The following is a 24,380-nucleotide window of genomic DNA, read 5'->3' as shown; positions in this document are numbered from 1 at the left end:
CTTGTCTCATCGGACGGACACGTTTCCGTCCGGTTTCGCCCAGCCGATACCCTCCGACTCGTGGCCGACATCCAGATTCCCGCTGACATCAAGCCCGCCGACGGACGTTTCGGCGCGGGTCCCTCCAAGGTGCGGACCGAGGCGCTGGACGCCCTCGCCGCCACCGGTGCATCCCTGCTGGGCACCTCCCACCGCCAGGCGCCCGTGAAGAACCTGGTCGGCAAGGTGCGCGAGGGCATCTCCGAGCTGTTCCAGCTGCCCGACGGCTATGAGGTCATCCTGGGCAACGGCGGCTCCACCGCGTTCTGGGACATCGCGACCCACGGTCTGATCGAGAACAAGTCGCAGCACCTCAGCTTCGGCGAGTTCAGCTCCAAGTTCGCCAAGGCCGCCAAGCTGGCGCCGTGGCTGGACGAGCCGACCGTCGTCTCCGCCGACCCGGGCACGCACCCGCAGGCGCGGGCCGAGGCGGGCGTGGACGTGTACGCGTTCACCCACAACGAGACCTCGACCGGTGTCGCCATGCCGATCCAGCGCGTCGCCGGCGCCGACGAGGGCGCCCTCGTCCTGGTCGACGCCACCTCCGGCGCGGGCGGCCTGCCCGTCGACATCAGCGAGACGGACGTCTACTACTTCGCGCCGCAGAAGTCCTTCGCCTCCGACGGCGGCCTGTGGATCGGCGTCTTCTCCCCCGCCGCGATCGAGCGCGCCGAGCGCGTCCACGCCTCCGGCCGGCACGTCCCCGAGTTCTTCTCCCTGCCGACCGCGATCGACAACTCCCGCAAGAACCAGACGTACAACACCCCGGCGCTCGCCACGCTCTTCCTGCTGAACCAGCAGCTCGAGTGGTTCAACGGCCAGGGCGGCCTGGACTGGGCGGTGCGCCGCACGGCCACCTCCGCGCGCACCCTGTACGGCTGGGCCGAGGACGTGAAGTTCGCGACGCCGTTCGTCACCGACCCGGCCAAGCGCTCGCAGGTCATCGGCACGATCGACTTCACCGACGAGGTCGACGCGGCCGCCGTCGCCAAGGTGCTGCGCGCCAACGGCATCGTCGACACCGAGCCCTACCGCAAGCTCGGCCGCAACCAGCTGCGCGTGGCGATGTTCCCGGCGATCGACCCGGCGGACGTCGAGGCGCTGACGAAGTGCGTCGACTACGTGATCGAGAAGCTGTAGCAGCAGTCGCTACGACGACGAGGGGCGCCCGGTGTCACACCGGGCGCCCCTCGCGCGTCTCACGCAACCGGTCGCCGTCAGCCCCGCCGGAACAGCCGCCGCAGCCCCAACAAGGCCAGGCAGGCGGCGGCCACGGCCAGCGCGCCGGTCGTCACAGTGATGCTCCGGCCGCCCCCGCCGCCCTCGCCCGCCGCCGAAGGGCCGTGCCCCGCACCGGAGCCGGCGGAGCCGCCCGGCGCGTCCTGGGCGACGACCTCGCTCCCGGCGCCCTCGCTGCTGTAGAGCAGCTTCTTGCCGTCGACGGAGTAGGTGACGCCCTCGCCCTGCCGTTGCAGGGGCACGTTCAGCCGGCCGGTCTTGCGGATCTTCCCGCCGTTCCAGTCGTAGGCGATGCCGCCGAAGTAGCCGCGTACGGCGAGGTGTTCGCCGTCCGGCGAGAAGGCGGCGTCGGTCGCCCACAGGTCGACGGGGGCGACGGGCCGGAACAGGTTGGTCCCGGAAGTGGACAGCCTGGCCGGACCCTCGAAGAGGTGCCCGCCGTCCTCGTTCTTGTCGATGATGTAGACGCGGCCGGTCTTCGGGTGCACGACCAGCGACTCGGCGTCGCGCGGACCGCCCTGGTACTTCACGACGTACTGCGTCGCCTTGACGGTCTGGTCCCTCAGCTCCTTCGGCTCGGGCAGCCGGTAGATCCACACATACGGCCAGCGGCCGCCGAAGTTGTCGCCGATGTCACCGACGTAGATCTCGTTGCCGGGCCCGATGGAGATGGCCTCGACGTCCCGGGGCGAGCCGATGCCCTTGAGGGTGAGCCGGGCGACGGTACGGCCCGTGGAGCTGTCCACGGCGTACAGGTACGGCCCGTCGTCGCTGTCGTTGTGCGTCCAGTAGATCCCGGGGTGCAGCCGGGAGGCGGCGAGGCCGCTGGACTCCGTGATGCGCGGGTCCTGAAGGGTGAACCCCTGGTCGCCGTCGGCGGCGGAGGCGGGCGCGGCGAGCGCACCCACGAGCAGGGCCCCGGCGAGCAGGGCGAACGGTCGGCGCATGCCCCCAGCGTGCCATCCCGGGCGGCGGTTCTCCGATCCGTGGCCGGTCTCACACCCCACGCCGGGGGCCGTCCGGGCGCCGATCATCCATGATGAGCGGATGCTCAGGTTCATGCCCGTCGGTGACTCCCAGACGATCGGCAGCGCCGGTGAACACACCTGGCGTTACCGCATGTGGCAGCACCTGTGCGCGACATACGGCGGCCCCTTCGAGATCGTCGGCCCGCGCGAGACACTGTACGACCAGCACGCCGGCGCGCCCGTGTCGTACGCCTACGCCGACCCGGAGTTCCCGCGCGCCCACCTGGCAGGCTGGGGCGAGGGCTGGCTGCACATGGCTCCGCTGATCGAGGAGGCGGTGCGGACCTGCCGGGCCGACGTCCTTCTCGTCTCCCTGGGCCTGATCGACCTCGGCTTCTACACCAACGCCGAGCAGACCGCCGAGAACGTGGCCGCCTTCGTGGAGGGGGCCCGGGCCGCCAACCGCCGGGTGCGGATGGTGGTGCTGCCGGTCATCCCCAACGTGCGCGCCACGGCGGACGAGCCCTTCGCGGGGGAGGTCGCCCGCTTCAACGAGCTGCTGGGGAAGGCCGTCGCCGACCTGGACGCCCCGGCCTCACCCCTCCTCCTCGCCTCACCCCCGAGGGACTACGACCTCCACACCGACACCTACGACGGGACGCACCCGAGCGCGAGCGGGGAGCACAAGATTGCCGGGGCGTTCGCGGAGGCCATGTGGCAGGCGTGGGGGGTCGGCGGGCCGTACGGCCCGTGACACGGTCACCGTGCGTATCGTTGTACTGCGCGGCTGTGTCGGTTCGTGGGGCAGCCGGGGAGGAGCGCCACGATGACCGTCGCCGAAGACAGGATCGAGATGGCCGACGCCGACGCCAGCACCATCAGTCTGGACGAATGGTTCGAGCGGCTTGAGCGTATGCCCGTCCCCGAGGGATACAGGGTCGAGATCGTCGGGGGCAACGTTTACATGACGCCGCAACGGGACATTCACTGGGAGATCATCCGCCGGTTCCTGTGGGCCCTCGAGGACAGGTTCGGGAGGGGCGTCAGGGTGTTCACGGACGTCCGGATCGACTTTCCGGGGGACCATAACGGCTTCTGCCCGGATATCGCCATGCTCAAGGATTCGGCGAAGAAGGACGACAAGGGCCACTGGCGCTACCAGGACGTCGACTTCGTCGCCGAGGTCATCTCCAAGGGAACAGCGCAAAACGACTACGGGCCCAAGAGGACCGCCTACGCGGTGGCCGAGGTCCCCCTGTACGTCGTCGCCGACCCATATCAAGGCCGCTGTCACGTCTACACCGATCCCAAGGACGGCGACTACGCAACCAGGACCCTGGTGGACTTCGGCACCGACATCGACCTCACCGGCACCGTCGTCGACCTCGTCCTCAAGACCGCCGGCTTCCCCCGCGACTGACGACACCCTCCACCACCTCCCGCAACAGCTCCCCCGTCACGAACAGCGCCTTCTGCGAGGGCGCCGAGCGCCATGACAGCGGCCACGTCATACCGGTCAGCGCGGGGACGCCCACGTACGCGAGCGTGCCGTGACGGCGGGTCAGCGCGCGGACACCCGGGGGCCAGCGGAACACCGACGCGGTTTGCGGGGGCAACAGGAAGTACAGGTTCCGGTCGCCGCTGACCTCGCGGACGATCGGGCCCGCGTCGAAGTCCGCGCACACCATCAACTCCGTGGCGACGCGCTCGCCCTGGTCACCCCGGATCCGTACGGCGTCGAAGTGCACGCCCGCGTGGCGGAGCGCGTGACCGGAGGCGGGGATCCAGGCCGGGATCCAGGGGGCGTCGATTCTCTCGTTCATGCAGCAAAGGGTTGCGGGTCGTCACATACTGTGACCAGGGGTTCGTAACGTCCGTGCGGGGCTGTGCACTTGGGGAGGCGGTTGTGTACTCCGGTGAACGGGGGTCGGCTACGTTCGGCGCCTTGCTGAGGTTCTATCGAGAGCGGGCCGGACTGACGCAGGAGGGCCTGGGGAAGCACGTCGGCTATTCCAAGTCCCAGGTGGCCATGGTGGAGCGGGGCGAGCGCTACCCGAGGGGCAGCTTCGTCGAGATCGCGGACGGGGTGGTGGGTGCACAGGGTGCACTGCTGGTGGTGGCCGAAAAGGAGTTCAAGGGTGGGCTGCCGCCCTGGACCGAGGACTACCTGGTGGAGGAGCGCAAGGCCGCAGCCCTGCACGTGTACCAGAACCACGTGATCCCGGGTTCGCTCCAGACCGAGGCCTACGCACGGGCCGTCTACAACTGTCATGTCCCAGCGCTGGACGACGACGAGATCGACCGGCGCGTGGCCGCGCGGCTGGAACGCCAGCAGCTCTTCGAGCGCAAGCCCCGGCCGCTCGTCGGCTATGTACTCGAAGAGAGCACACTCACCCGGCCGTTGGGCGGGCCGGAAACGCTCAAGGAGCAGTTGGAGCACATCCTGACCATCGGACGGCTGCGCCACGTCGAGATCCAGGTGATGCCGCACGACCGGCAGTCGCACGCCGGCCTCAACGGGCCCATGATCTTGCTGGAGACGCCGGAACACCGCCAGTTCGCCTACGTCGAGGGCCCGAGCGGTGGCTACTTCGTCAGTGAACAACCGGACCTCGCAGAGCTGTTCGCACGGTATGGCATTCTGCGAGCGCAGGCTCTCAACCCCGACGAGTCCGCGAAGCTGATCGATGAGGTGGCACAGGGACTATGAGCGCGGATCTGCACTGGTTCAAGAGCAGCTACAGCGGCGACCAGGGCGAATGCCTCCAAGTCGCCGTGGGCCCCACCACCATCCACCTCCGCGACTCCAAAACCCCCGCCACCCCCCGCCTCACCCTCTCCCCCGCCGCCTGGACCACCTTCCTCGGCAGCCCCTTGCTTCGAGCGCACTTCAAGCCGTTGGCTAAGTAGTCATGAAGTACACGCAGCTCGGACGCACCGGACTCAAGGTCAGCCGACTCGTTCTCGGCACGATGAACTTCGGGCCCCAGACCGACGAACCCGACAGTCACGCCATCATGGACGCGGCGCTGGACGCGGGGATCAACTTCTTCGACACCGCCAACGTCTACGGCTGGGGCGAGAACAAGGGCCGTACCGAAAGCATCATCGGCAACTGGTTCGCCAAGGGTGAGGGACGGCGCGACAAGGTCGTCCTCGCCACCAAGGTGTACGGCAACATGGCCACCGACGGCGGTGAACCCTGGCCGAACCACGACAAGCTCTCGGCCGTGAACATCCGGCGGGCCGTGGACGCCAGCCTGAAGCGGCTGCGGACGGACCACATCGACGTCTACCAGTTCCACCATGTCGACCGGGACACCCCGTTCGAGGAGATCTGGCAGGCCATCGACGTCCTGATCCAGCAGGGCAAGATCCTCTACGTCGGCTCCTCCAACTTCCCCGGCTACAAGATCGCCCAGGCCAACGAGATCGCCGCCCGGCGCGGCGGGACGATCGGCCTGGTCAGCGAGCAGTGCCTGTACAACCTCGCCGAGCGGCGCGCCGAGATGGAGGTCATCCCGGCCGCGCAGGAGTACGGCCTCGGGGTGATCCCCTGGTCGCCGCTGCACGGCGGTCTGCTGGGCGGTGTGATCAAGAAGGAGGCCGAGGGCGGACGCCGGGCTTCCGGCCGCGCGGCGGACACCCTCAAGGACCCGTCCTCCCGGGCACAGATCCAGGCGTACGAGGACCTGGTCGACAAGCACGGCCTGGAGCCGGGCGAGGTCGCGCTGGCCTGGCTGCTGACCCGCCCCGGCGTCACCGGCCCGATCGTCGGTCCGCGCACCGCGCAGCAGCTTCAGTCGGCGATCAAGGCGGCCGGGCTGGAGCTGAGCGAGGAGCTGCTGACGGGGCTGGACGAGATCTTCCCGGGTCCGGGTCCGTCGCCGGAGGCGTTCGCCTGGTAGCAGGCCCGAGCGGCCGTACGGCAGGCGTGCGGGGCGGTGGCCGGCTACTTCCCGGCCACCGCCGCCACGATCACCACCACGAACATCAGCACGAGCACACCGGCCATGATCCGGTTACGGGTCTTCGGGTCCACGGCGTCGAGCCTAGCCGGACACGCCGAGTGACCAGCGTTCGACCGGCTCGTAGCGGGGCTGCTCGCCGGGGACGCCCGAGCGCGGCAGGCTGCTGCGCATGAGCACCAGCTCGCCGACCGTCCAGCGCGGGGAGGCGAAGGAGTCCAGGGCCGCGAGATACGGCCGTACGTCCGCGCCCGCCCGGCTCCTGGCCACTGTCAGGTGGGCCTTGTACCGGCGGTGCTCCCCCATCGCCACGCCCGCCTTGCGGCCGGCGGCCTCGGCGCGCTCGGCCAGCAGCCGCAGGGTCTCCACGTCGCCGTCCGCGCCGGTCCACAGGGCGCGGCCGTGCCCGAACTGGCCGCCGCCGCGCAGGGCGATCCCGAAGGGGGCGGTGCGGTGCGCGGCGCGCGCCAGCCGCTCCGACAGCTCCGGTACGACGTCCTCGCCGACCTCGCCGTAGAAGGCGAGCGTGAAGTGCCAACCGGGGCGGCCCGTCCAGCGCAGTCCGTTCGCGCCGGGCAGCCTCTTCAAGGCGTCGACCTCGGCGGCGAGTCCCCGGGTGACGTCGTCGGGGGGCAGGACGGCGGCGAAGAGTCTCATGAATCCAGTCTGCGCGGCTGTGCCTGTTGGTGGAGCAGCCGGGGAGGAGCGCCACGATGACCGCGACACCTACGCCGCAGCCGAAGTGCCGGTGTACCTGATCGTGGACCCGTACACCGGCGAGTGGCATCTCTATACCCGGACGGCTACGCCGCGCGCGCCAGCTCCTCCCGCCGCTCGCGCGGCACGAAGCGGACCTCCGGGTGGCCGTGGTTCCAGCCGACGGACAGGCGCAGGCCGCCCACGCGGGCCAGGGTGAGGGCGATGCCGGTGGCCGCGACCGCGGAGATCGCGCCGCCGGCCGCGAGGCCGGCGCGGACGCCGTAGGTGTCGGTGACCCAGCCGGCGATGGGCGCGCCGATGGGGGTGCCGCCCATGAAGACCATCATGTACAGCGCCATCACGCGGCCCCGCATCGCCGGGTCGGTGGTCATCTGGACGCTGGTGTTGGCGGTGACGTTGACCGTCATGCCGAACATGCCGATGGGGGCCATCAGCAGGGCGAACAGCCACAGCGACGGCGCCACCGCGGCCACCATCTCCAGGACGCCGAACATCAGGGCCGCCCCGATCAGCACCCGCATCCGGGACGTGCCGCGGCGGGCGGCGAGCAGCGCGCCGGCCAGGGAGCCGACGGCCATGACGGTGTTGAAGAGGCTGTAGGAGCCGGCCCCGGCGTGGAAGACGTCGTCGGCGAAGGCCGACAGGTACACCGGGAAGTTGAAGCCGAAGGTGCCGATGAACCCGACCAGCGCGATCGTCCAGATCAGCTCGGGCCGGCCGGCAACATAACGCAGGCCCTCCCGCAACTGGCCCTTGCCGCGCGGCGCGCGCTGGACGACGTGCAGTTCACGGGCGCGCATCAGCAGCAGTGAGCCGATGGTGAAGGCGAAGGACAGGCCGTTGAAGAGGAAGGCGTAGCCGGTGCCCACACCGGTGATCATCAGTCCGGCGACGGCGGGGCCGACCAGGCGGGCGGACTGGAAGTTCGCGGAGTTCAGGCTGACCGCGTTCTGGAGCTGGTCGGGGCCGACCATCTCCGAGACGAAGGACTGCCGGGCCGGGTTGTCGACGACCGTGGCGAGACCGACCAGGAACGCGGCGACGTAGACGTGCCAGACCTGGACGTGCCCGGTGAGGGTGAGGGCGGCCAGCACGAGACCGGTGACGCCCATCGCGGCCTGCGTGAACAGCAGTGTGCGGCGCTTGGGCAGCCGGTCGACGAGGACGCCGCCGTAGAGGCCGAAGAGCAGCATCGGCAGGAACTGCAGCGCGGTGGTGACGCCGACGGCGGTGGCGGAGCCGGTGAGGCTGAGCACCAGCCAGTCCTGCGCGATGCGCTGCATCCAGGTGCCGGTGTTGGAGACGACCTGGCCGAGGAAGAAGAGGCGGTAGTTCCGGATCTTCAGCGAGCTGAACATCGAGGACGTGCGGGGGTAGTGGGTGGTCTTCGGTGCGGGGGCGGAAGGTGTTCCGGGTCCCGTACTCAAAAGCGTTCGCCTTCCCTTCGTTTGGTCGTTCACGACTGCTTACAGATGTGCGAGCTTCTCCAGCACGGGGGCGGCCGCGCGCAGCGTCGCCCACTCGTCCTCGTCGAGGTTGTCGACCAGGGCGGCCAGGAAGGCGTTGCGCTTGGCGCGGCTCTCGGCGAGCATCGCCTCGGCCTGCTCGGTCTGGGTGACGACCTTCTGGCGCCGGTCCTCGGGGTGCGGCTCCAGCCGCACCAGGCCCTTGGCCTCCAGCAGCGCGACGATGCGGGTCATCGACGGCGGCTGGACGTGTTCCCTGCGGGCCAGCTCGCCGGGTGTGGCGCTCCCGCAGCGGAAGAGGGTGCCCAGCACCGACATCTCGGTGGGGCTGAGCGACTCGTCGACCCGCTGGTGCTTGAGCCGACGGGACAACCGCATCACGGCGGAGCGAAGGGAGTTCACGGCGGCCGCGTTGTCGCCATGGGAGAGGTCCGGCATGTCTTTAGCGTAACTCATTACTCTGACTAACAACCGCCGGACGCACTCCGGTATGCCCGTGACCCCGGTCACTGATGCGAAAGATCACTCATATGGGTGATCCGGGAGCGGAACGTGACGCACCGGCCGGAAAGCTGCGGCGACCCTCGTGTGCATGGGGACCAGCGTGCTCAGCCTGCGGATAGACGGGGAGCTGCTCGAAAGGCTCCGGCACCATGCGGCGAAAAGAGGAATGAGCGTCCAGGACTATGTCGTCCGGACGCTCATTCGTGATGACTTCGACGAGCGGTTCCAGGCCGCCGTCGAGGAGACGGAGAAGTTCTACGGGCTGACGTAGGCCCCCAGGGGCTCAGGTGCGGATCAGGTGAGACCCAGGGCCGGCATCAGGTAGTAGAAGGCGAAGACCGCCGAGACGATGTACATCGCCACCGGGACCTCCTTGGCGCGGCCGGCCGCCAGCCGCAGGAGCACGAAGGTGATGAAGCCCATGCCGATGCCGTTGGTGATCGAGTACGTGAACGGCATCATCAGCATCGTCACGAAGGCCGGGATCGCGATCGTGTAGTCGGCCCAGTCGATCTCCTTGATCGAGCCGGCCAGGATCAGGAAGCCGACGGCGACCAGCGCCGGGGTGGCCGCCTGGGACGGCACCATCGTGGCGATCGGCGTGAGGAACAGCGCCACGGCGAACAGACCGCCGGTCACGACGTTCGCCAGGCCGGTGCGCGCGCCCTCGCCGACACCGGCCGTGGACTCCACGAAGCAGGTGGTGGCCGAGGAGGAGCTGGCGCCGCCCGCCGCGACGGCGATGCCGTCGACGAAGAGGACCTTGTTGATGCCGGGCATCTGGCCCTTGGCGTCGGTCAGCTTGGCCTCGTCGGAGACGCCCATGATCGTGCCCATGGCGTCGAAGAAGCACGACAGCAGGACGGTGAAGACGAACAGGACGCCGGTCAGCACGCCGACCTTGCCGAAGCCGCCGAACAGGCTCACCTTGCCGACCAGCCCGAAGTCGGGCGTGGCGACCGGGTTGCCGGGCCACTTCGGGGTGGTCAGACCCCAGCTCGGCACCTTGGCGACGGCCTCGATGACCATCGCGGTGATCGTCATGACGACGATCGAGACCAGGATCGCGCCGGGCACCTTGCGCACGATCAGCGCGAGCGTGAGCAGGGCCCCGAGGATGAAGACCAGCACCGGCCAGCCGTTGAGGTGACCGGTGGCGCCCAGCTGGAGCGGGACGGTGGTGTGGGCGGCGTCCGGCATACGGGAGATGAAACCGGAGTCGACCAGGCCGATCAGCATGATGAACAGGCCGATACCGATCGAGATCGCCTTGCGCAGGCCGTACGGGACGGCGGTCATCACGCGCTCGCGCAGACCGGTGGCGACGAGGAGCATCACCACGAAACCGGCGAGGACGACCATGCCCATCGCGTCCGGCCAGGACATGCGCGGGGCGAGCTGGAGGGCGACGACGGAGTTCACGCCGAGACCGGCGGCGAGCGCGATCGGCACATTGCCGATGACGCCCATCAGCAGCGTGGTGAACGCGGCGGTGAGGGCGGTCGCGGTGACCAGCTGGCCGTTGTCCAGCTGATGGCCGTACATGTCCTTCGCGCTGCCCAGGATGATCGGGTTCAGCACGATGATGTACGCCATCGCGAAGAAGGTGGCCAGACCACCACGGACCTCGCGCGCCAGGGTGCTGCCACGCTCCGAGATCTTGAAGTAGCGGTCGAGGGCGCCGTAAGCGGGCGCCTTGCCCGGCTGCTCGGGCGCGGGGACCTTGGCAGGTGCCGAGGTGGACATTTGTGGGTTCCTACGACTAGAAAGGGACACAGACAAACGGTTTCAGTATGAACATATGAGTTCCATGATTGCCATCTCCGCGCGTAGACCGGAACGGCTCGTAAGCTGTGCGTCATGGCGAAGTGGACCCCCAGGCACGAGGCGCCGGAACCCCTCGAGGGCCCGGTAGTAGCGACCATCACCGGCGGCACAATCCTGTGGTTCGCCCTCTTCCTGGCCCAGCTGCCCTTCTACGGCTGGTACGACGACCACGGGCACACCTGGTGGCTGTGGACCTGCCTGGCCGGCGGCGGACTCGGCCTGATCGGCATCTGGTACGTCCGCAAGCGCGACGCGGCCCTCAAGCGGGCGGCGGCCCGGCAGGGGACCGCGCTGGAGGGCTGACGCCCCGGATGCCCCCGGTGGGCCCCTGCCCGAGGGGTGAACGTCCGCGTCCCCACGTACCGTCGATTGCATGACGCACCTCGACGCGGGCGCCGCACTCGACCCTGCGCACCCCGTTCCGGTGCCGTCCGTGCCGCCGACCGGGCTGACCGGCGCCCAGGTCGCCGAGCGGACGGCGCGCGGCCAGGTCAACGACGTGCCGCTGCGCTCCAGCCGCTCGCTCGCCGAGATCGTCCGGGGGAACGTCTTCACCCGGTTCAACGCGATCATCGGTCTGCTGTGGCTGGTCATGCTGGTCGTCGCGCCCATCCAGGACAGCCTGTTCGGCTTCGTGATCCTCGCCAACACCGGCATCGGCATCGTCCAGGAGTGGCGGGCGAAGAAGACCCTCGACTCGCTCGCCGTGATCGGCGAGGTGAGGCCCACCGTGCGGCGCGACGGCACGGCCGCCGAGATCAGCACCTCCGCGATCGTGCTCGACGACCTGCTGGAGATCGGTCCCGGCGACAAGGTCGTGGTCGACGGGGTGTGCGTGGAGGCCGACGGCCTGGAGATCGACGAGTCGCTGCTCACCGGCGAGGCCGACCCGGTCCTCAAACACCCCGGCGACCCGGTGATGTCCGGCAGCTTCGTCGTCGCGGGCGGCGGCGCCTTCCAGGCCACCCGGGTCGGCCGCGAGGCGTACGCCGCGCAGCTCGCCGAGGAGGCGTCCCGGTTCACGCTGGTCCACTCCGAGCTGCGCACCGGCATCTCCACGATCCTGAAGTACGTCACCTGGATGATGGTGCCGACCGCGATCGGCCTGGTGATCAGCCAGCTCGTGGTCAAACAGCACGGCGTCAAGGACTCCATCGCCCGCACGGTCGGCGGGATCACCCCCATGGTCCCCGAGGGCCTGGTGCTGCTGACCTCCGTCGCCTTCGCGATCGGGGTGATCCGGCTCGGCCGCAAGCAGTGCCTGGTGCAGGAGCTGCCCGCGATCGAGGGGCTCGCCCGGGTCGACACGGTCTGCCTCGACAAGACCGGCACCCTCACCGAGGGCGGCATGGACGTCACCGGTCTGCGTCTGCTGAACGGCCACGACGAGACCTACGTCCGCCAGGTGCTCGGCGCGCTCGGCGAGTCCGACCCGCGTCCCAACGCCAGCCTCAAGGCGATCATCGACGCCTACCCGGACACCGAGGAGTGGCGCTGCACCGAGTCGCTGCCCTTTTCCTCCGCCCGCAAGTACAGCGGCGCCACCTTCAGCGAGGACGACGGCGAGAGCAGCACCTGGCTGCTGGGCGCGCCGGACGTGCTGCTCGCCGAGGACGACCCGGCGCTCGCCGAGACCGGGCGGCTCAACGAGGACGGGCTGCGCGTGCTGCTGCTCGCCCGCGCCGCCCGCGACCTCGACGACGCCCGGGTCGCGCAGGACGCCCGCCCCGCCGCCCTGGTCGTCTTGGAACAGCGGCTGCGGCCCGACGCCGCCGACACCCTGCACTACTTCGCCGAGCAGGACGTACGCGCCAAGGTGATCTCCGGCGACAACGCGGTCTCCGTCGGCGCGGTCGCCGCCAAGCTGGGCCTGAAGGGCGCGGCGGTGGACGCGCGGCGGCTGCCCGCCGAGCGGGAGGACATGGCCCGGGAGCTGGACGAGGGCACGGTGTTCGGCCGGGTCAGCCCGCAGCAGAAACGGGACATGGTCGGGGCGCTCCAGTCGCGCGGGCACACCGTCGCGATGACCGGCGACGGCGTGAACGACGTCCTCGCGCTCAAGGACGCCGACATCGGGGTCTCCATGGGCTCCGGCTCGGAGGCCACCCGCGCGGTCGCGCAGATCGTGCTGCTGAACAACAGCTTCGCCACCCTGCCGTCGGTGGTCGCGGAGGGCCGGCGGGTCATCGGCAACATCACCCGGGTGGCGACGCTGTTCCTGGTGAAGACGGTGTACTCGGTGCTGCTGGCGGTCCTCGTGGTGTGCTGGCGGGTGGAGTACCCGTTCCTGCCGCGCCATCTGACCCTGCTGTCCACGCTCACCATCGGCGTGCCCGCCTTCTTCCTCGCCCTCGCGCCCAACAAGGAGCGGGCCCGCCCGCACTTCGTGCGCCGCGTGATGCGGTACGCGATCCCGGGCGGGGTGGTGGCGGGGGCGGCGACCTTCCTGACGTATCTGCTGGCCCGGCACCACTACACGGGCCCCGGCTCACTGAACGCGGAGACCAGCGCGGCGACGCTGACGCTGTTCGTGGTGTCGATGTGGGTCCTGGCGATCATCGCCCGCCCGTACACATGGTGGCGGGTGGCGCTGGTCGTGGCGATGGGTGCGGCGTTCGTCCTGGTCCTGGCCGTGCCGTCGCTCCAGCGCTTCTTCGCGCTGAAGCTGGTCGGCCTGCAGATGCCGTGGACGGCGGTCGGGATCGCGGTGGCGGGATCGGCGCTGCTGGAGCTGTCCTGGCGCTGGGTGGGGCGGCGGTTCCCCACCTAGCGGGTCCTCGGGTCCTCGGGTCCAGGCGGGTCCGGGTCCAGGCGGGTCCTGGGGGCCTGACGCGTCCTGTGGTCCTGGCGGGTCCTGGGGGGCTGACGCTCCTGCGGTCCTGGCGGGTCCTGGCGGGTCAGTCGAACCAGCGGTCCCGGGCCAGTTCCGCCGTCCGGGACGGGTCCTCCAGGAGGGCCGCCACCTCGAAGCGGCGGGGCCACTGGCCCGCCGCCCAGGCCAGACCGGCGGCCACACCCTCCAGGGTGGCCGCGTGCAGGACGCCGTCGTCGGTCAGACGCCAGTCGATCTCCACACCGTCGACGACGAGTTCGTCGTGCTCGACGTACGCCTCGGGGGTGCGCGGACCGAGCAGCACCCGCACGGACTCCGGTACGTCGTGCTCGGCGCCCTCGGACGTGACCTCGCCGGTGACGGACTCGCTCAGCCGCCGCACCTGGAACAGCTCCGCGAGGTCGGCCGCCCGGGTGGGCCGCACCGGCAGCAGCGGCACGCCCTCGGTGAAGGGCAGCAGGTCGGGCGAGTCGACGACCACGGCGTCGGCGGCGTCCACGACCCGCACCTCGCCGTCGACGACCGCGCGCAGCTCGTCCGGCAGCGTGACCCGGTCGGGGTCCAGCTCCGCCAACGCCCCGTACAAACCGTGCAGTTGGGCTGCGCTGACGTGCCGGTCGGGGTCGGCGAGGCGGTCGAGGAGTTCGGCGGCGCCGCCCGGCTCGTCCAGCAGGGCCGCCACCGACGTCCGTACGCCCAGCGCCCGCAGCACCTGCTCGTCGTCAAAACCGGTCGCGTCGGCCTCGTCGTAAAGGCCGCGCAGCAGCGGGTCGCCGCCCGCCGCGAGCAGGCCGGCGGGGCGGCGGCCGTCGAGCACCGGGTGGCCGCGCAGCCACCAGGCGGTGTACGGCCGTACGACCTCGTGGGTGCCGTCGGGCAGCAGGACGCGCACCGGCTGCACCAGGGCGTCCCGCAGCGGGGGCCGCGCGAGCATCGCCAGGGCCTGCGGCCAGGCGTCGTCGTCGACCAGGTCCAGGTCGCGCACGGCGACGATCTCCGTGGCGACCGGCGGGACGGGCGTGTCGGGGAAGCGGTCGAGGATGTCCTCGCACCACACGTCGACGGCGTCCAGCAGGCCCGGGTCGTCGGGCTGCGCGTACTCGCCCTCGCGGGGCTCGAGTTCGTCGGGGTCGAGGACCACGTCGGTGGCGCGGACCAGGGCGAACGCGGCCAGCACCCCGCACGCGGCGAGGGGCTGCTCGCCCCACCTGGCGGCCAGGTCGGCGTCCACGGTGGCGAGTTCGCCCTCCCGCATGACCCGGTGGAAGGCGCTGCCGGGGAAGACCAGTTCACCGGCCGGGGCGAGTTCGCCGTCCTCGTCGGGCAGGGCGAGCGCGCCCAGCCACGGCTCCTCGCCGGGCTCCGGGCCGGCGTCGCGCACCAGGGCCAGGACGGTGTCGGCCAGCTCCTCGGCGTCCAGGCCGTCCTCGTCCCAGGACCCGCCGTCGTCGTCGAGGGAGGCGGCCACCGCGGCCCGCACCTGCGGGGTCCTCAGCACGGCCCGCGGGGTGGCGGGCAGCGCGCCGAGCTTCTCCAGCAGCGGGTGCGCGGCGTCCTCGTGGGCGACCTTCAGCCCGAGCCGGGCGAGGACCTCCGGGTCGATGCGGGGGGCGTCGGGGGTGGGCAGCAGCACCTGCCGGGGGCCGATCGTGGTCCGCCCGTCGGCGAGCGGCACCGGCAGGCCGGTGAGCCGGTCGGGGTCCACGCCCGCCAGCGACTCGTACAGCTCGTGCCACCAGCCGGGGTCCTTCTCCAGGCCGGCCAGCCGGTCGATCGCGTCGGTCAGCGGGAGCCGGGCGACGCCCAGGGTGCGCAGCTCGACGCGGCGCTCCAGGCCGGCGGGCAGCAGCGTCGGCAGCACAGCGGCGAGCACGCGGACGGTGTCGGCGCCCGCGCCCTCGACGACCTCGGCGTCCCGCGGGCGCAGCGCCTCGGGCAGGTCGTCGCCGTCCTCCTCGCCGCTCGGCCGTACGGCGGGCGGCAGGAACGCGGTGCGCGGCAGCCGGTCCAGGATGGCCTGGCGCAGCGCGCCGTCCAGCTCGCCCTTGCCGAGCGGCCCGGGCACGAGGTCGATGATCCCGTCCGTCACCGGCCGCCAGTCGGCGAGCAGTGCGGCGTAGGCGTCGGCGGCCCGCTGGATCAGGAAGTCGGTGAGCGCGCCGGGCGCGGCGTGGCGGCGGGTGGTGTCCAGCGGGAAGGACGCGATGAGCAGCGCGGGCACGCCGAGCGGTTCGTCGCTGGGGGTGGGCGCGTGCACGACGGGGCTGGTGGGGGGGCGCACGGGCCGCCCGTCGCCGTCCACGGGGACGGCCCAGGTGAGCGACCAGTGCGGCCGCAGCCGTTCCTCGACGGGCCGGTCGCCGAGCAGTTCGGGCGCGGTCGCGCCGTGCGCGGAGGTCGTACGCCAGCGGGTGGCGCCCTCGCGCGAGTCCTCGACGACGGTGAGGGCGTCCTCGGTGCGGCGGCGCAGGGTGCGGGTGGTGTCGCCGGTCTCGACGACGACCTCCTCCAGGCCGGGCAGGGCCAGCAGCAGGGCGTCGTCGACGGCGTTCAGGAGCCGTTCGGCGAGGTCGGCGGCGGCCGTGTCGCGCAGCGGGAGGATGACGACCGTGTCGTAGCCGCCGGGGGCGGTGCCCTCGGCGGCGAACGGCAGGCGCAGCAGCGGGACGTGGCCGTCGCGGCGGCGGATCTCGTCGCCCAGGCCGGGGCTGTGCCGGGCGGTCTCCTCGGCGAGGTGCCGGGCCTCGGCGAGGGACCAGCGCACACCGCCGTGCCGGCCGACCACGGCGGGCTCGTCCGTGACGGACAGGACGGAGGCGAAACCGACGCCGAAACGGCCCACGGACGGCGTGTCGCGCTTGGCGGAGGCACGCAGGGTGGCGAGTGACTCCACGCCGGCGGCGTCCAGCGGGGCGCCGGTGTTGGCGGCGGCGAGGACGCCGTCGCGCAGCGTGAGGCGCAGCCGGCCGGGCACGGTGGCGCGGGCGGCGGCGTCGGCGGCGTTCTGGGCGAGCTCGACGACGAGGCGGTCGCGGTAGCCGCCGAGGACCAGGTCCTCCTCGGCGTTCGCGTCCTCCCGGAACCGGGCGGGGCTGGTGGCCCAGGCGTCGAGCACGCCGCGCCGGAGCCTCGCCGTACCGAAGGGGTCAGCGCCTTCGGCAGCCGGCCGCACGAACTTGCTCACGTTCACTCTCCTCATCGGCGACGACTGAAAGTACCGCGGGTTGCCTGCGGCGCTGGGTCGTGTTTCGTCTGCGGGTGCGTTGTGGCTGGTCGCGCCCACGCGGCGGAGCCGCATATCGACACAGCCCCGCGCCCCTTATATGCCTGCGGCGGCCCGTTGCTGTCCGGTGGGTGGTTGCTGTCGCGCCTACGGCCGGATTCTGAGTCGGGGCCGGGGTGGGGGGTGTCCGTCCTCGGTCCGGCCGCCCGCTTCCGACGGGCGCGCCGTTGCCCGGTGCCGGACGCTGCGGGCGGACACCCCCCACCCCGTCCCCTTCCCGCCGTCGGCGAGTGCCGGCCGTCGTCGGGTGCCGGCCGTCGTCGGGTGCGGTGCTTGCGGGGCGTCGTTACGAGTGGCCCAGTTCCGCTGCTTCCTCGTCCGGGGCCGGGGGGACCGAGCCGGAGTCCGGGGAGGGGCGCAGGGGGAAGGGGTCGACCCTCGTCTCGTCGATCACCGGCGGAGCCGGGCGCGGGGTCTTCGGCATGACCGCGGCCTCGGAGTGGCCGCCGCAGCCGTAGGCCAGGGAGACCACGCGGCCGTCGGCCGGGGCGAACTCGTTGGCGCACACGCCGAAGGCCTGGCCCAGCGAGCCGCCGAGCGGCATCAGGAAGCCGCAGCTGACGCAGGCGGCGGGGGCGGCCTGCGCCATCGGGGTCTTCGCGCCGTACGCCTCCTCCCAGCGGTCGGCGGCGGTGTGCAGGCCGTAGCGGGACAGCACCCGGGCGCGGCGCATGCCCAGTTCCTCGGCGAGCGCGGCGATCGAGCCGCGCGAGGGCGCGGTGGGCAGGTTCCGCGACGGGCCCTCGGTGACCTCGACGTCCTCGGCCTCGACGAGGTCGGCCATCTCCTCGGAGACGGCGGAGTTCGGCGGCGGGGTGTCCTCGCCGGTGTAGCCGGGCTCCAGGCGCAGGTCCTCGGCGTCCGTGGGCAGCAGGTCGCCCGGGCCCATGTCCCCGGGGCGCAGCCGCTCGCTCCACGGCACCCACTCCGGGGCGAGCACGGCGTCCGGGCCGGGCAGCAGCACGACCTCGTCGAGGGTGACGACCTTGGCGCGCGAGGCGCGGGCCACCGTCACGGCCCACCGCCAGCCGCGGTAGCCCAGCTCGCGGCATTCGAAGAAGTGCGTGACAACGCGGTCGCCCTCGCCGACCACTCCGGCGTGTTCGCCGACGACGCCGGGTGCGGCGGCCTCCTCGGCGGCACCACGGGCGAGGTCGACGGCCTCGGCGCACAGGCGGTCAGGGGTGCGGCTTCGCGTGGTCGCTGCGCTCACAGGTATCGCTTCTCTCCAGTACGCCGTGTCCGGGTGCGGGCGCCTTGAGGCGACGGCGCGGACGGAGCGGACAACGGGACCGCTTCGACGTCTGCGCGCGCTCACGCTCGGGCGCACCTTCCTCCCGACCATTCTGCCTGTTCGTCGGCGCTGGGCCTACACCGGTCGTTTTCTTTCGCCGCTTCGCGGCGATTTGTTTCCCGCGCACCCACCCGTCCGGCCCGGCGGGAAACTCAGGCCCATACGTGCGGTAACGGCACTATCCACCCCGTACTCGGGGCACTATGACGAGGTGGCAGCCGCGAGGACGTCCCAAGTGAGCGGTTCGGGCCGGTTCGGAGGGTCCGTCCGCGCGGTCGGGCGTGCCCTGCACTTCCCGGTGACCGGAGCCGCTCGCGGCATCCGCAGGGCCACGCACGCGCAGGGGGCCGGCGAGTCGGGCCTCGGCAAGCTGATCGAGCTGCACGCCGTGAACGGCGCCGGCGATGTGATGATCACCGTGGCGCTGGCCTCCACGGTGTTCTTCTCGGTGCCGACGGACGAGGCGCGCGGCCGGGTCGCGCTGTACCTGGCGATCACCATGGCGCCGTTCACGGTGCTGGCTCCCGTGATCGGCCCGCTGCTGGACAAGCTGCCGCACGGGCGGCGCGCCGCGATGGCGGGCGCGATGCTGGCGCGGGCGCTGCTGGCGCTGGTGCTGAGCGGGGCGGTGGTGGCCGGGAGCCTGCAGCTGTATCCGGCGGCGCTCGGCGTGCTGGTCGCGTCGAAGGCGTACGGCGTGGTCAGAAGCGCGGTCGTGCCGCGGCTGCTGCCGCCGGGGCTGTCGCTGGTCAAGGCGAACTCGCGGGTCACGCTCGGCGGGCTGCTCGCCACGGGTGTCGCCGCGCCCATCGGGGGCGCCCTGCACGCCCTGGGGCCGCGCTGGCCGCTCTTCGGCGCGTTCGTGATCTTCGTCGCGGGAACGTTCCTGTCGTTCTCCCTGCCGCGGAAGGTGGACTCCGCCAAGGGGGAGGACACCGCGCTGCTGGCGGCGGACGAACAGCATCTGCACGGCCCGCACCGCAAGGCCGCGAAACGCCCGGGCCTGCGCACCGTCGGCCCGGCCGTCACGCACGCCCTCGGCGCCAACGCCGCCATCCGCTGCCTGACCGGCTTCCTGATCTTCTTCCTGGCGTTCCTGCTGCGCGAGCACCCGATGACCGGGCAGAGCGCCGCGGTGTCCCTCGGCATGGTCGCGGCCGCGGCCGGCGTCGGCAACGCGCTCGGTACGGCCGTGGGCGCCTGGCTCAGGTCCAAGCCGCCGGAGATCATCATCGTCGGCGTGCTGGCGGTGGTGCTCGCCGCGGCGGTCACGGCGGCGGTCTTCTTCGGCGCGGTCCTCGTGGCGTGTCTGGCGGCCGTCGCCGGGTTCGCGCAGGCGCTGGCCAAGCTGGCGCTGGACGCGCTGATCCAGCGGGACGTGCCGGAGGCGGTCCGCACCTCGGCGTTCGCGCGCTCCGAGACGCTGCTGCAGATGTCGTGGGTCTTCGGCGGCGCGGTCGGCATCGTGATGCCCCTGAACGGCACGCTGGGCCTGTGCACGGGCGCGGTGATCGTGGGGGCGGGCTGGCTGGCGACGCTGCGGGGGCTGCTGTCCTCGGCCCGGCACGGCAGCGGGTCACGGGCGCGGGTGGCCTGACTCCGGCCGCGACGCACCCGTGGACGTACGACCGCCCCGCCGCGACCCCCGAACCTGCGGCGGCCGCGCCAGACGATAGCCTTCGGCCATGACCATCCTGCATTCCGTCGTGCGACGCCGCCGCGCCGTCGCCGCCGCCGGCGCCGTGTCCGCCGGACTGCTCGTCCTTTCGGCCTGCGACAAGCCGACGCCGATGTCGACGATCACCGTCGGCAGGAGCTCGGTCAACTCCGAGGCGACCTGCTACAACGACGGCAAGGCGATCAAGACCTCCGACCTCGCCAAGTGCCTGAAGGCGGACAAGTCGATCACCGTCGACCCGGACGAGACCGTGCGCTTCGGCGTCGATCCGGACATCGCGGACAAGAGCTGGACGATCCTCATGAACGGTCAGCCGCTGACCGACGCCAGCAAGAAGACCTACCGCACCATCCCCGGCAGCGTCTTCTTCAACGCCCAGTACGGCGCCAGCGGCGACACCACCTTCGTCTCCATCAAGGCGGGCCAGAAGGACGTGGAGGGCATCTGGTCCTTCAAGCTCAAGAAGGGCGCCTGATCACGTCCTCGCCCACCCCGGCACGACTGCTCGTGGCCACCGCCGTCCCCGTGGAGCGGGACGCGGTGGCACTGGCCTTCGCCGGTCCGGTCGAGGAGCTGCGCCTTCCCGGCGTGACGCTGCACCGGTCCGCCGCCCTCGACCTCGTCGCCGCCGGTGTCGGTCCGGCGCTCGCCGCCGCGTCCACGGCCGCCGCGCTGACCGCCGCCGCCCTCGCGGGCACCCCTTACGACCTGGTCGTCTCCGCCGGCATCGGCGGCGGTTTCCCGCCGCTCGCCCCGCTCGGCTCCCTCGTCGTCGCCGACGAGATCACCGCCGCCGACCTGGGCGCCGACACCCCCGACGGTTTCCTGCCCGTCACCGACCTGGGTTTCGGCACCGTCACCCACCGCCCGCCCGCCGGCCTGGTCCGGCAGGCCGCGGACACCCTCGGCGCGCCCGCCGGATGCGTACTGACCGTGTCCACGGTCACCGGCACCGCCGCCCGCGCCGCCGCGCTGCGCGAGCGCCACCCCCGCGCCCTCGCCGAGGCGATGGAGGGCTTCGGCGTCGCCGAGGCCGCCGCCGCGCACGGCGTGCCCGTCCTGGAGATCCGCGCCGTCTCCAACCCCGTCGGCCCGCGCGACCGTGCCGCGTGGCGCATCGCGGACGCGCTCACCGCGCTGACCGAGGGGTTCGGGAAGCTGGCGCCCGTCCTGAGGAGCTGGAACCCGCATGACCGGTGAGCCCCTGCCCGACACCGTGCAGATCGCCTACTCCCCCTGCCCCAACGACACCTTCGTCTTCGACGCCCTCGCCCACGGCCGCGTCCCCGGTGCCCCCGCCCTGGACGTGACGTTCGCGGACATCGACGTCACCAACGGCATGGCCGAACGCGGTGAGCTGGACGTCCTGAAGGTGTCGTACGCCGTCCTGCCGTACGTGCTCGGCGACTACGCGCTGCTGCCGTGCGGGGGCGCGCTGGGCCGGGGCTGCGGGCCGCTGGTGCTCACCCGGGAGGCCGGCCTCGACCTGAGCGGCCGTACCGTCGCCGTGCCGAGCGAGAGGTCGACGGCGTATCTGCTGTTCCGGCTGTGGGCCGCGGACGTCGTGCCGGGCGGGGTCGGCGAGATCGTCGTCATGCCGTTCCACGAGATCATGCCGGCCGTGCGGGACGGCAAGGTGGACGCGGGGCTCGTCATCCACGAGGCGCGCTTCACGTACCAGAACTACGGGCTGCACAAGCTCGCCGACATGGGCGAGCACTGGGAGGACACCACCGGGCTGCCCATCCCGCTGGGCGCGATCATCGCCCGGCGCTCGCTCGGCGCGGACGCGCTGAAGCTGATCGCCGAGTCGATCCGGGGTTCGGTCCGCAGGGCGTGGGACGACCCTCAGGCGTCGCGGCCGTACGTCATGGCCCACGCCCAGGAGATGGACCCGGCCGTCGCCGACCAGCACATCGGGCTGTACGTCAACGAGTTCACCGCCGACCTCGGCGAGGACGGCTACGCGGCCGTACGCGGGCTGCTCACGCGCGCGGCGGCCGAGGGGCTGGTGCCGCCCCTCGGCCCGGACGCGCTGGACTTCCCCTGACCGGTTTTCCCGGTTCCGGCAGAGGCTAGACGTCGAGTTGGTCGGCGACCGCGCGGAGCAGGCCGGCGACCTTCTTGCCGGCTGTCTTCTCGGGGTAGCGGCCGCGCTCCAGGGTCTGGGTGACGTTCTCCAGCAGGGTCGTCAGGTCCTGGACGATGGAGGCCAGCTCGTCCGGCTTCTTGCGGGTGGCGGCCGCGACCGACGGGGTCGGGTCGAGTACGGTCAGGGACAGTGCCTGGTCACCGCGCTGTCCGGCGACCACGCCGAACTCCACGCGCTGGCCGGGCTTGAGGACCTCGACTCCGGCGGGGAGGACCGAGGAATGAACGAAGACGTCACCGCCGTCGTCGCGGGAGAGAAAGCCGAAGCCCTTCTCGCTGTTGAACCACTTGACCTTGCCGGTAGGCACGTCCGTCCTCGTCCTCGTACTCGTCGGAAAGCTGCTCAATAACAACCCGGGCGGGTCGTCCTTGACCCGCCCGGTCCCAGGCTAATGGTCTTGGGGCGGCTGACAAGACGTCCCCCGGTTGTTCCTTCGCGCTGGGAACTACCCTGGTCGGGTGCGTGACAAAACCCAACCGAATTCCGCCGCGCCCGGTGATCGGCTGATCCGTGCCGGTGCGATCGTCTTCTTCATCGGCGCGGTGGCCACAGTGGTCACCGTCGCCCCGTTGTTCTTCGGAACATCGCCTTTTCCGACCTACATGTTCGGATTGAGCATGCTCATGGCCGTCGGGTTCGTTCTCGCGGGAGCGGGCGTGCTGCGCTCGGTGGCCGCGGGACGGCGTCAGGCGCGGGCCGGCTCCGCCTCCGGGGCGTCGTCGAGGTAGGCCGCGAGCCACTGCGGGAATTCCGTGAGATCGGCGAGGACCACGTCCGCGCCGGCCGCGCGGAGTTCCTCCGGCGCGCACGGGCCGGTCGCCACCGCCACCGACAGCGCCCCGGCGCTGCGCGCTCCGCGCACGTCGCCGAGGTGGTCGCCGACGTAGACGCTCGCGCCGTGCGCGCGCAGCGCCTCGGCCTTGCCCTCCGCCCACAGGTCGCCGATCACCGCGTCGGGCTCCAGACCGAGATGGCCGACGTGCAGCTTCGCGTTCGGCTCGTGCTTCGCCGTGACGACGATCGCGCGTCCGCCGGCCTTCTGCACGGCGGTGATCGCCTCCCGCGCGCCGGGCAGCGCGGGGGTGGCGGCCACGGCGTACGTCGGATACATCGCCCGGTACAGGTCGGCGACCTGTGCCACCTCCTCCGCCGGGAACCAGTTCGCCAGCTCCTGTGCCAGCGGCGGCCCCAGACGGGTCACCGCGAGGTCGGCGTCGACGTAGGTGCCGGTCCGCTCGGACAGCGCGAGGTAGCAGGCGCGGATGCCGGGGCGGGAGTCGATCAGGGTCATGTCCAGGTCGAAGCCGACGGTCGGGGCGGCGGGGGCGGGGGCAGTCATGGGGGACATTGTGCCGGGTGGCCGCCGTGGCCCCGGGTCAGCGTCCTTCCCGGCCCCGGGTCACCGTTCCGTCTGTGAGCGCCCCCGCTCACCGTTCCTTCTGCGAGCGCCAGAGCAGGAACAGCGCCGACGCCACCGCCGCGCCCCGCACGACCCAGGGCCAGGTCCCGGCGACCGCCTCGCTCATGTGGCCGTCGGCGATGGGGGTGCCCCAGCGGCCCTGGGTGCGGCCCCACAGCCACACCAGGCCCGCGGCGACGGCCGCGCCGGGCAGGCCCATCACCGCCCACTTCGTCTCCGCCTGCGTCAGGCGGCGCGAGGCATAGGCGATCAGCCAGCCCAGCAGCAGCGCGAACCAGTTGCCGAGCACCGCGCCGGCGAGCAGGGCGGCCGCGGCGAGGACGAGCAGGGGGTTGTTCCAGCGGCGGGAGGGCAGTGCGCGCAGGCGGCGGCGCACGGGCGCACCCGGGTCGTCGGCCGCTTGCTCCTCCGGCGCCGCTTCGGCCGGCTCCTCCTGGGCGTCCTGCTTGTCCTGCCCGGGCCGTGGCGGCGGCTTGAGGAGGTCGGGGATCTCGACGCCGCCGGTGAAGCCGGGGACTTCGTCGCTGAGGCCCGTCCGCCACCAGTCGGGGGCTACGGCGGGACCGCCCAGCTCGGCGGCGCTCGCCAGGTGGGGAGGGGAGGCGGCGGCGGGGGCCGTCGGCGGGGCGGCGGGGCGCGGCCGGGGGACGACACGCGCGCGGCGCCTGGACAGTCCGGTACGGCTGAGCCGGTCGGCGCCGCTGTCGCCGCCCGGCTGTTCGGGCACGGCCGCGGGGGGCGGTGTGGGGGCGGGGGTGCCGCCGGCCGCCGAGACGATCTCGTCGGGGGTGCCGAGGCGTTCGATGATGCGGCGTACGGCGGCCGGGCTGTCGACGACGGCCCGGGCGCGGCCCTTGTCGATCTCGTCGCGCAGGGTGGCGACGAGGCGCATGCGGGTGGCGGACGGCAGCTGACGCTGCTGCGCCACGTCGCCGACGCGGCTCAAGTACTCGTAGACGACCTTGTCGCTCTCGATCCCCACGAAGCCC

25 protein-coding genes and 1 pseudogene are annotated in these 24,380 nt (G+C 72.0%); 15 read left to right on the top strand and 11 right to left on the bottom strand.

Going from position 1 to position 24,380, the window contains the following annotated elements:
- Positions 1-60: 60 nt before the first annotated feature.
- Positions 61-1,179: a phosphoserine transaminase gene (gene serC / locus AC0B9F_RS18990; protein ID WP_472004007.1), complete on the top strand. Its 1,119-nt coding sequence runs from the start codon at positions 61-63 to the stop codon at positions 1,177-1,179.
- 77 nt (positions 1,180-1,256) lie between these two features.
- Here the strand turns inward: serC and AC0B9F_RS18985 are convergent, their stop codons facing one another.
- Positions 1,257-2,225 (bottom strand): WD40 repeat domain-containing protein, encoded by a 969-nt coding sequence (locus AC0B9F_RS18985; protein WP_472004006.1) that lies wholly within the window; start codon positions 2,223-2,225, stop codon positions 1,257-1,259.
- A gap of 100 nt (positions 2,226-2,325) precedes the next feature.
- On the opposite strand from AC0B9F_RS18985, the gene AC0B9F_RS18980 reads away from it, so the two are divergent.
- The gene (locus tag AC0B9F_RS18980) at positions 2,326-3,000 is read left to right on the top strand and encodes an SGNH/GDSL hydrolase family protein (RefSeq protein WP_472004004.1); all 675 of its coding nucleotides are present in this window, start codon (positions 2,326-2,328) and stop codon (positions 2,998-3,000) included.
- 72 nt (positions 3,001-3,072) lie between these two features.
- Positions 3,073-3,666, top strand: a complete 594-nt coding sequence (locus tag AC0B9F_RS18975) for a Uma2 family endonuclease (RefSeq protein WP_472004002.1) — start codon at positions 3,073-3,075, stop codon at positions 3,664-3,666.
- Here AC0B9F_RS18975 and AC0B9F_RS18970 read toward each other — a convergent pair.
- Entirely contained in the window at positions 3,638-4,069 is a 432-nt protein-coding gene (locus tag AC0B9F_RS18970; RefSeq protein WP_472004000.1) for a hypothetical protein, read from the bottom strand. The two genes, AC0B9F_RS18975 and AC0B9F_RS18970, sit on opposite strands and share 29 nt — an antisense overlap.
- A 122-nt stretch (positions 4,070-4,191) precedes the next feature.
- Here AC0B9F_RS18970 and AC0B9F_RS18965 point away from each other — a divergent pair, with 122 nt between their 5' ends.
- Genes AC0B9F_RS18965 through AC0B9F_RS18955 form a run of 3 tightly spaced genes read left to right on the top strand, consistent with a single transcriptional unit; the run spans position 4,192 to position 6,154 of the window.
- Positions 4,192-4,956 carry a helix-turn-helix domain-containing protein gene (locus tag AC0B9F_RS18965; protein WP_472003998.1) on the top strand — a complete coding sequence of 255 codons (765 nt, stop codon included), beginning with the start codon at positions 4,192-4,194 and terminating at the stop codon, positions 4,954-4,956.
- Complete coding sequence (locus AC0B9F_RS18960) at positions 4,953-5,156, top strand: DUF397 domain-containing protein (protein WP_472003996.1); 204 nt, start codon at positions 4,953-4,955, stop codon at positions 5,154-5,156. Before AC0B9F_RS18965 ends, AC0B9F_RS18960 begins: the two co-directional genes overlap by 4 nt.
- Before the next feature lie 2 nt (positions 5,157-5,158).
- A complete protein-coding gene (locus AC0B9F_RS18955; protein ID WP_472003994.1) occupies positions 5,159-6,154 on the top strand; it encodes an aldo/keto reductase in 996 nt (331 codons plus the stop codon).
- A 144-nt stretch (positions 6,155-6,298) separates the two neighbouring features.
- Here AC0B9F_RS18955 and thpR read toward each other — a convergent pair whose 3' ends face one another.
- Positions 6,299-6,871: an RNA 2',3'-cyclic phosphodiesterase gene (thpR, locus tag AC0B9F_RS18950; protein ID WP_472003991.1), complete on the bottom strand. Its 573-nt coding sequence runs from the start codon at positions 6,869-6,871 to the stop codon at positions 6,299-6,301.
- 61 nt (positions 6,872-6,932) lie between these two features.
- On the opposite strand from thpR, the pseudogene AC0B9F_RS18945 reads away from it, so the two are divergent.
- Positions 6,933-7,010, top strand: a pseudogene (locus AC0B9F_RS18945) (Uma2 family endonuclease); the annotation flags it as partial.
- Positions 7,011-7,017: 7 nt separating this feature from the next.
- Here the strand turns inward: AC0B9F_RS18945 and AC0B9F_RS18940 are convergent.
- Positions 7,018-8,292, bottom strand: a complete 1,275-nt coding sequence (locus AC0B9F_RS18940) for an MFS transporter (protein WP_472004562.1) — start codon at positions 8,290-8,292, stop codon at positions 7,018-7,020.
- A 108-nt stretch (positions 8,293-8,400) separates the two neighbouring features.
- Positions 8,401-8,838, bottom strand: a complete 438-nt coding sequence (locus AC0B9F_RS18935) for a MarR family winged helix-turn-helix transcriptional regulator (RefSeq protein WP_472003990.1) — start codon at positions 8,836-8,838, stop codon at positions 8,401-8,403.
- 154 nt (positions 8,839-8,992) lie between these two features.
- On the opposite strand from AC0B9F_RS18935, the gene AC0B9F_RS18930 reads away from it, so the two are divergent.
- Positions 8,993-9,175 (top strand): ribbon-helix-helix protein, CopG family, encoded by a 183-nt coding sequence (locus tag AC0B9F_RS18930; RefSeq protein WP_110636649.1) that lies wholly within the window; start codon positions 8,993-8,995, stop codon positions 9,173-9,175.
- 23 nt (positions 9,176-9,198) lie between these two features.
- On the opposite strand, the gene AC0B9F_RS18925 is transcribed toward AC0B9F_RS18930, so the two are convergent.
- The gene (locus tag AC0B9F_RS18925) at positions 9,199-10,650 is read right to left on the bottom strand and encodes an NCS2 family permease (RefSeq protein WP_472003988.1); all 1,452 of its coding nucleotides are present in this window, start codon (positions 10,648-10,650) and stop codon (positions 9,199-9,201) included.
- A gap of 114 nt (positions 10,651-10,764) precedes the next feature.
- Between AC0B9F_RS18925 and AC0B9F_RS18920 the strand changes: the two genes are divergently transcribed.
- Together AC0B9F_RS18920 and AC0B9F_RS18915 are read left to right on the top strand one after the other, a co-directional pair.
- On the top strand, positions 10,765-11,034 hold the full coding sequence (locus AC0B9F_RS18920; RefSeq protein WP_472003987.1) for a DUF2530 domain-containing protein: 270 nt from the start codon (positions 10,765-10,767) through the stop codon (positions 11,032-11,034).
- A gap of 70 nt (positions 11,035-11,104) precedes the next feature.
- Positions 11,105-13,501, top strand: a complete 2,397-nt coding sequence (locus AC0B9F_RS18915) for a cation-translocating P-type ATPase (protein WP_472003985.1) — start codon at positions 11,105-11,107, stop codon at positions 13,499-13,501.
- Positions 13,502-13,628: 127 nt separating this feature from the next.
- Here the strand turns inward: AC0B9F_RS18915 and AC0B9F_RS18910 are convergent, their stop codons facing one another.
- Together AC0B9F_RS18910 and AC0B9F_RS18905 are read right to left on the bottom strand one after the other, a co-directional pair.
- A complete protein-coding gene (locus tag AC0B9F_RS18910) occupies positions 13,629-16,748 on the bottom strand; it encodes a sacsin N-terminal ATP-binding-like domain-containing protein (RefSeq protein ID WP_472003983.1) in 3,120 nt (1,039 codons plus the stop codon).
- A 385-nt stretch (positions 16,749-17,133) separates the two neighbouring features.
- Positions 17,134-18,060 (bottom strand): DUF3027 domain-containing protein, encoded by a 927-nt coding sequence (locus AC0B9F_RS18905; protein WP_472003981.1) that lies wholly within the window; start codon positions 18,058-18,060, stop codon positions 17,134-17,136.
- A 316-nt stretch (positions 18,061-18,376) separates the two neighbouring features.
- Here AC0B9F_RS18905 and AC0B9F_RS18900 point away from each other — a divergent pair, with 316 nt between their 5' ends.
- From AC0B9F_RS18900 to AC0B9F_RS18885, 4 genes are all read left to right on the top strand, one after another.
- Positions 18,377-19,738 carry an MFS transporter gene (locus AC0B9F_RS18900; RefSeq protein WP_472003979.1) on the top strand — a complete coding sequence of 454 codons (1,362 nt, stop codon included), beginning with the start codon at positions 18,377-18,379 and terminating at the stop codon, positions 19,736-19,738.
- An 88-nt stretch (positions 19,739-19,826) separates the two neighbouring features.
- Entirely contained in the window at positions 19,827-20,294 is a 468-nt protein-coding gene (locus tag AC0B9F_RS18895; RefSeq protein ID WP_472003977.1) for a DUF2771 domain-containing protein, read from the top strand.
- Positions 20,295-20,320: 26 nt separating this feature from the next.
- Positions 20,321-21,019, top strand: a complete 699-nt coding sequence (locus AC0B9F_RS18890; RefSeq protein WP_472004560.1) for a futalosine hydrolase — start codon at positions 20,321-20,323, stop codon at positions 21,017-21,019.
- On the top strand, positions 21,009-21,869 hold the full coding sequence (locus AC0B9F_RS18885; RefSeq protein WP_472003976.1) for a 1,4-dihydroxy-6-naphthoate synthase: 861 nt from the start codon (positions 21,009-21,011) through the stop codon (positions 21,867-21,869). Before AC0B9F_RS18890 ends, AC0B9F_RS18885 begins: the two co-directional genes overlap by 11 nt.
- A 25-nt stretch (positions 21,870-21,894) precedes the next feature.
- Here the strand turns inward: AC0B9F_RS18885 and AC0B9F_RS18880 are convergent, their stop codons facing one another.
- Positions 21,895-22,278 (bottom strand): cold-shock protein, encoded by a 384-nt coding sequence (locus tag AC0B9F_RS18880; RefSeq protein WP_472003974.1) that lies wholly within the window; start codon positions 22,276-22,278, stop codon positions 21,895-21,897.
- A 151-nt stretch (positions 22,279-22,429) separates the two neighbouring features.
- On the opposite strand from AC0B9F_RS18880, the gene AC0B9F_RS18875 reads away from it, so the two are divergent.
- Positions 22,430-22,699, top strand: coding sequence for a hypothetical protein (locus AC0B9F_RS18875; protein WP_472003972.1), 270 nt, complete (start codon positions 22,430-22,432; stop codon positions 22,697-22,699).
- Here AC0B9F_RS18875 and AC0B9F_RS18870 read toward each other — a convergent pair.
- Both AC0B9F_RS18870 and AC0B9F_RS18865 read right to left on the bottom strand, forming a co-directional pair.
- Entirely contained in the window at positions 22,657-23,310 is a 654-nt protein-coding gene (locus AC0B9F_RS18870; protein WP_472003970.1) for an HAD family hydrolase, read from the bottom strand. The genes AC0B9F_RS18875 and AC0B9F_RS18870 overlap by 43 nt on opposite strands.
- An 88-nt stretch (positions 23,311-23,398) precedes the next feature.
- Positions 23,399-24,373 (bottom strand): hypothetical protein, encoded by a 975-nt coding sequence (locus tag AC0B9F_RS18865; protein WP_472003969.1) that lies wholly within the window; start codon positions 24,371-24,373, stop codon positions 23,399-23,401.
- Positions 24,374-24,380: the final 7 nt, after the last annotated feature.

The sequence above is a fragment of the Streptomyces sp. NPDC097129 genome, from assembly GCF_055668065.1.
The sequence above is the reverse complement of the archived record's forward strand: the minus strand, read 5'-3'. Positions and strand labels throughout refer to the sequence as shown.

Excerpts from the sequence above, each read along its gene's own strand:
- AC0B9F_RS18960 (WP_472003996.1), top strand. The coding sequence starts at position 4,953 with ATGAGCGCGGATCTGCACTGGTTCAAGAGCAGCTACAGCGGCGACCAG.
- AC0B9F_RS18925 (WP_472003988.1), bottom strand. The coding sequence starts at position 10,650 with ATGTCCACCTCGGCACCTGCCAAGGTCCCCGCGCCCGAGCAGCCGGGC.
- AC0B9F_RS18885 (WP_472003976.1), top strand. The coding sequence starts at position 21,009 with ATGACCGGTGAGCCCCTGCCCGACACCGTGCAGATCGCCTACTCCCCC.
- AC0B9F_RS18895 (WP_472003977.1), top strand. The coding sequence starts at position 19,827 with ATGACCATCCTGCATTCCGTCGTGCGACGCCGCCGCGCCGTCGCCGCC.
- AC0B9F_RS18985 (WP_472004006.1), bottom strand. The coding sequence starts at position 2,225 with ATGCGCCGACCGTTCGCCCTGCTCGCCGGGGCCCTGCTCGTGGGTGCG.
- AC0B9F_RS18940 (WP_472004562.1), bottom strand. The coding sequence starts at position 8,292 with ATGTTCAGCTCGCTGAAGATCCGGAACTACCGCCTCTTCTTCCTCGGC.
- AC0B9F_RS18915 (WP_472003985.1), top strand. The coding sequence starts at position 11,105 with ATGACGCACCTCGACGCGGGCGCCGCACTCGACCCTGCGCACCCCGTT.
- thpR (WP_472003991.1), bottom strand. The coding sequence starts at position 6,871 with ATGAGACTCTTCGCCGCCGTCCTGCCCCCCGACGACGTCACCCGGGGA.
- AC0B9F_RS18870 (WP_472003970.1), bottom strand. The coding sequence starts at position 23,310 with ATGACTGCCCCCGCCCCCGCCGCCCCGACCGTCGGCTTCGACCTGGAC.
- AC0B9F_RS18975 (WP_472004002.1), top strand. The coding sequence starts at position 3,073 with ATGACCGTCGCCGAAGACAGGATCGAGATGGCCGACGCCGACGCCAGC.
- AC0B9F_RS18955 (WP_472003994.1), top strand. The coding sequence starts at position 5,159 with ATGAAGTACACGCAGCTCGGACGCACCGGACTCAAGGTCAGCCGACTC.
- AC0B9F_RS18970 (WP_472004000.1), bottom strand. The coding sequence starts at position 4,069 with ATGAACGAGAGAATCGACGCCCCCTGGATCCCGGCCTGGATCCCCGCC.
- AC0B9F_RS18930 (WP_110636649.1), top strand. The coding sequence starts at position 8,993 with ATGGGGACCAGCGTGCTCAGCCTGCGGATAGACGGGGAGCTGCTCGAA.
- AC0B9F_RS18980 (WP_472004004.1), top strand. The coding sequence starts at position 2,326 with ATGCTCAGGTTCATGCCCGTCGGTGACTCCCAGACGATCGGCAGCGCC.
- AC0B9F_RS18920 (WP_472003987.1), top strand. The coding sequence starts at position 10,765 with ATGGCGAAGTGGACCCCCAGGCACGAGGCGCCGGAACCCCTCGAGGGC.
- AC0B9F_RS18935 (WP_472003990.1), bottom strand. The coding sequence starts at position 8,838 with ATGCCGGACCTCTCCCATGGCGACAACGCGGCCGCCGTGAACTCCCTT.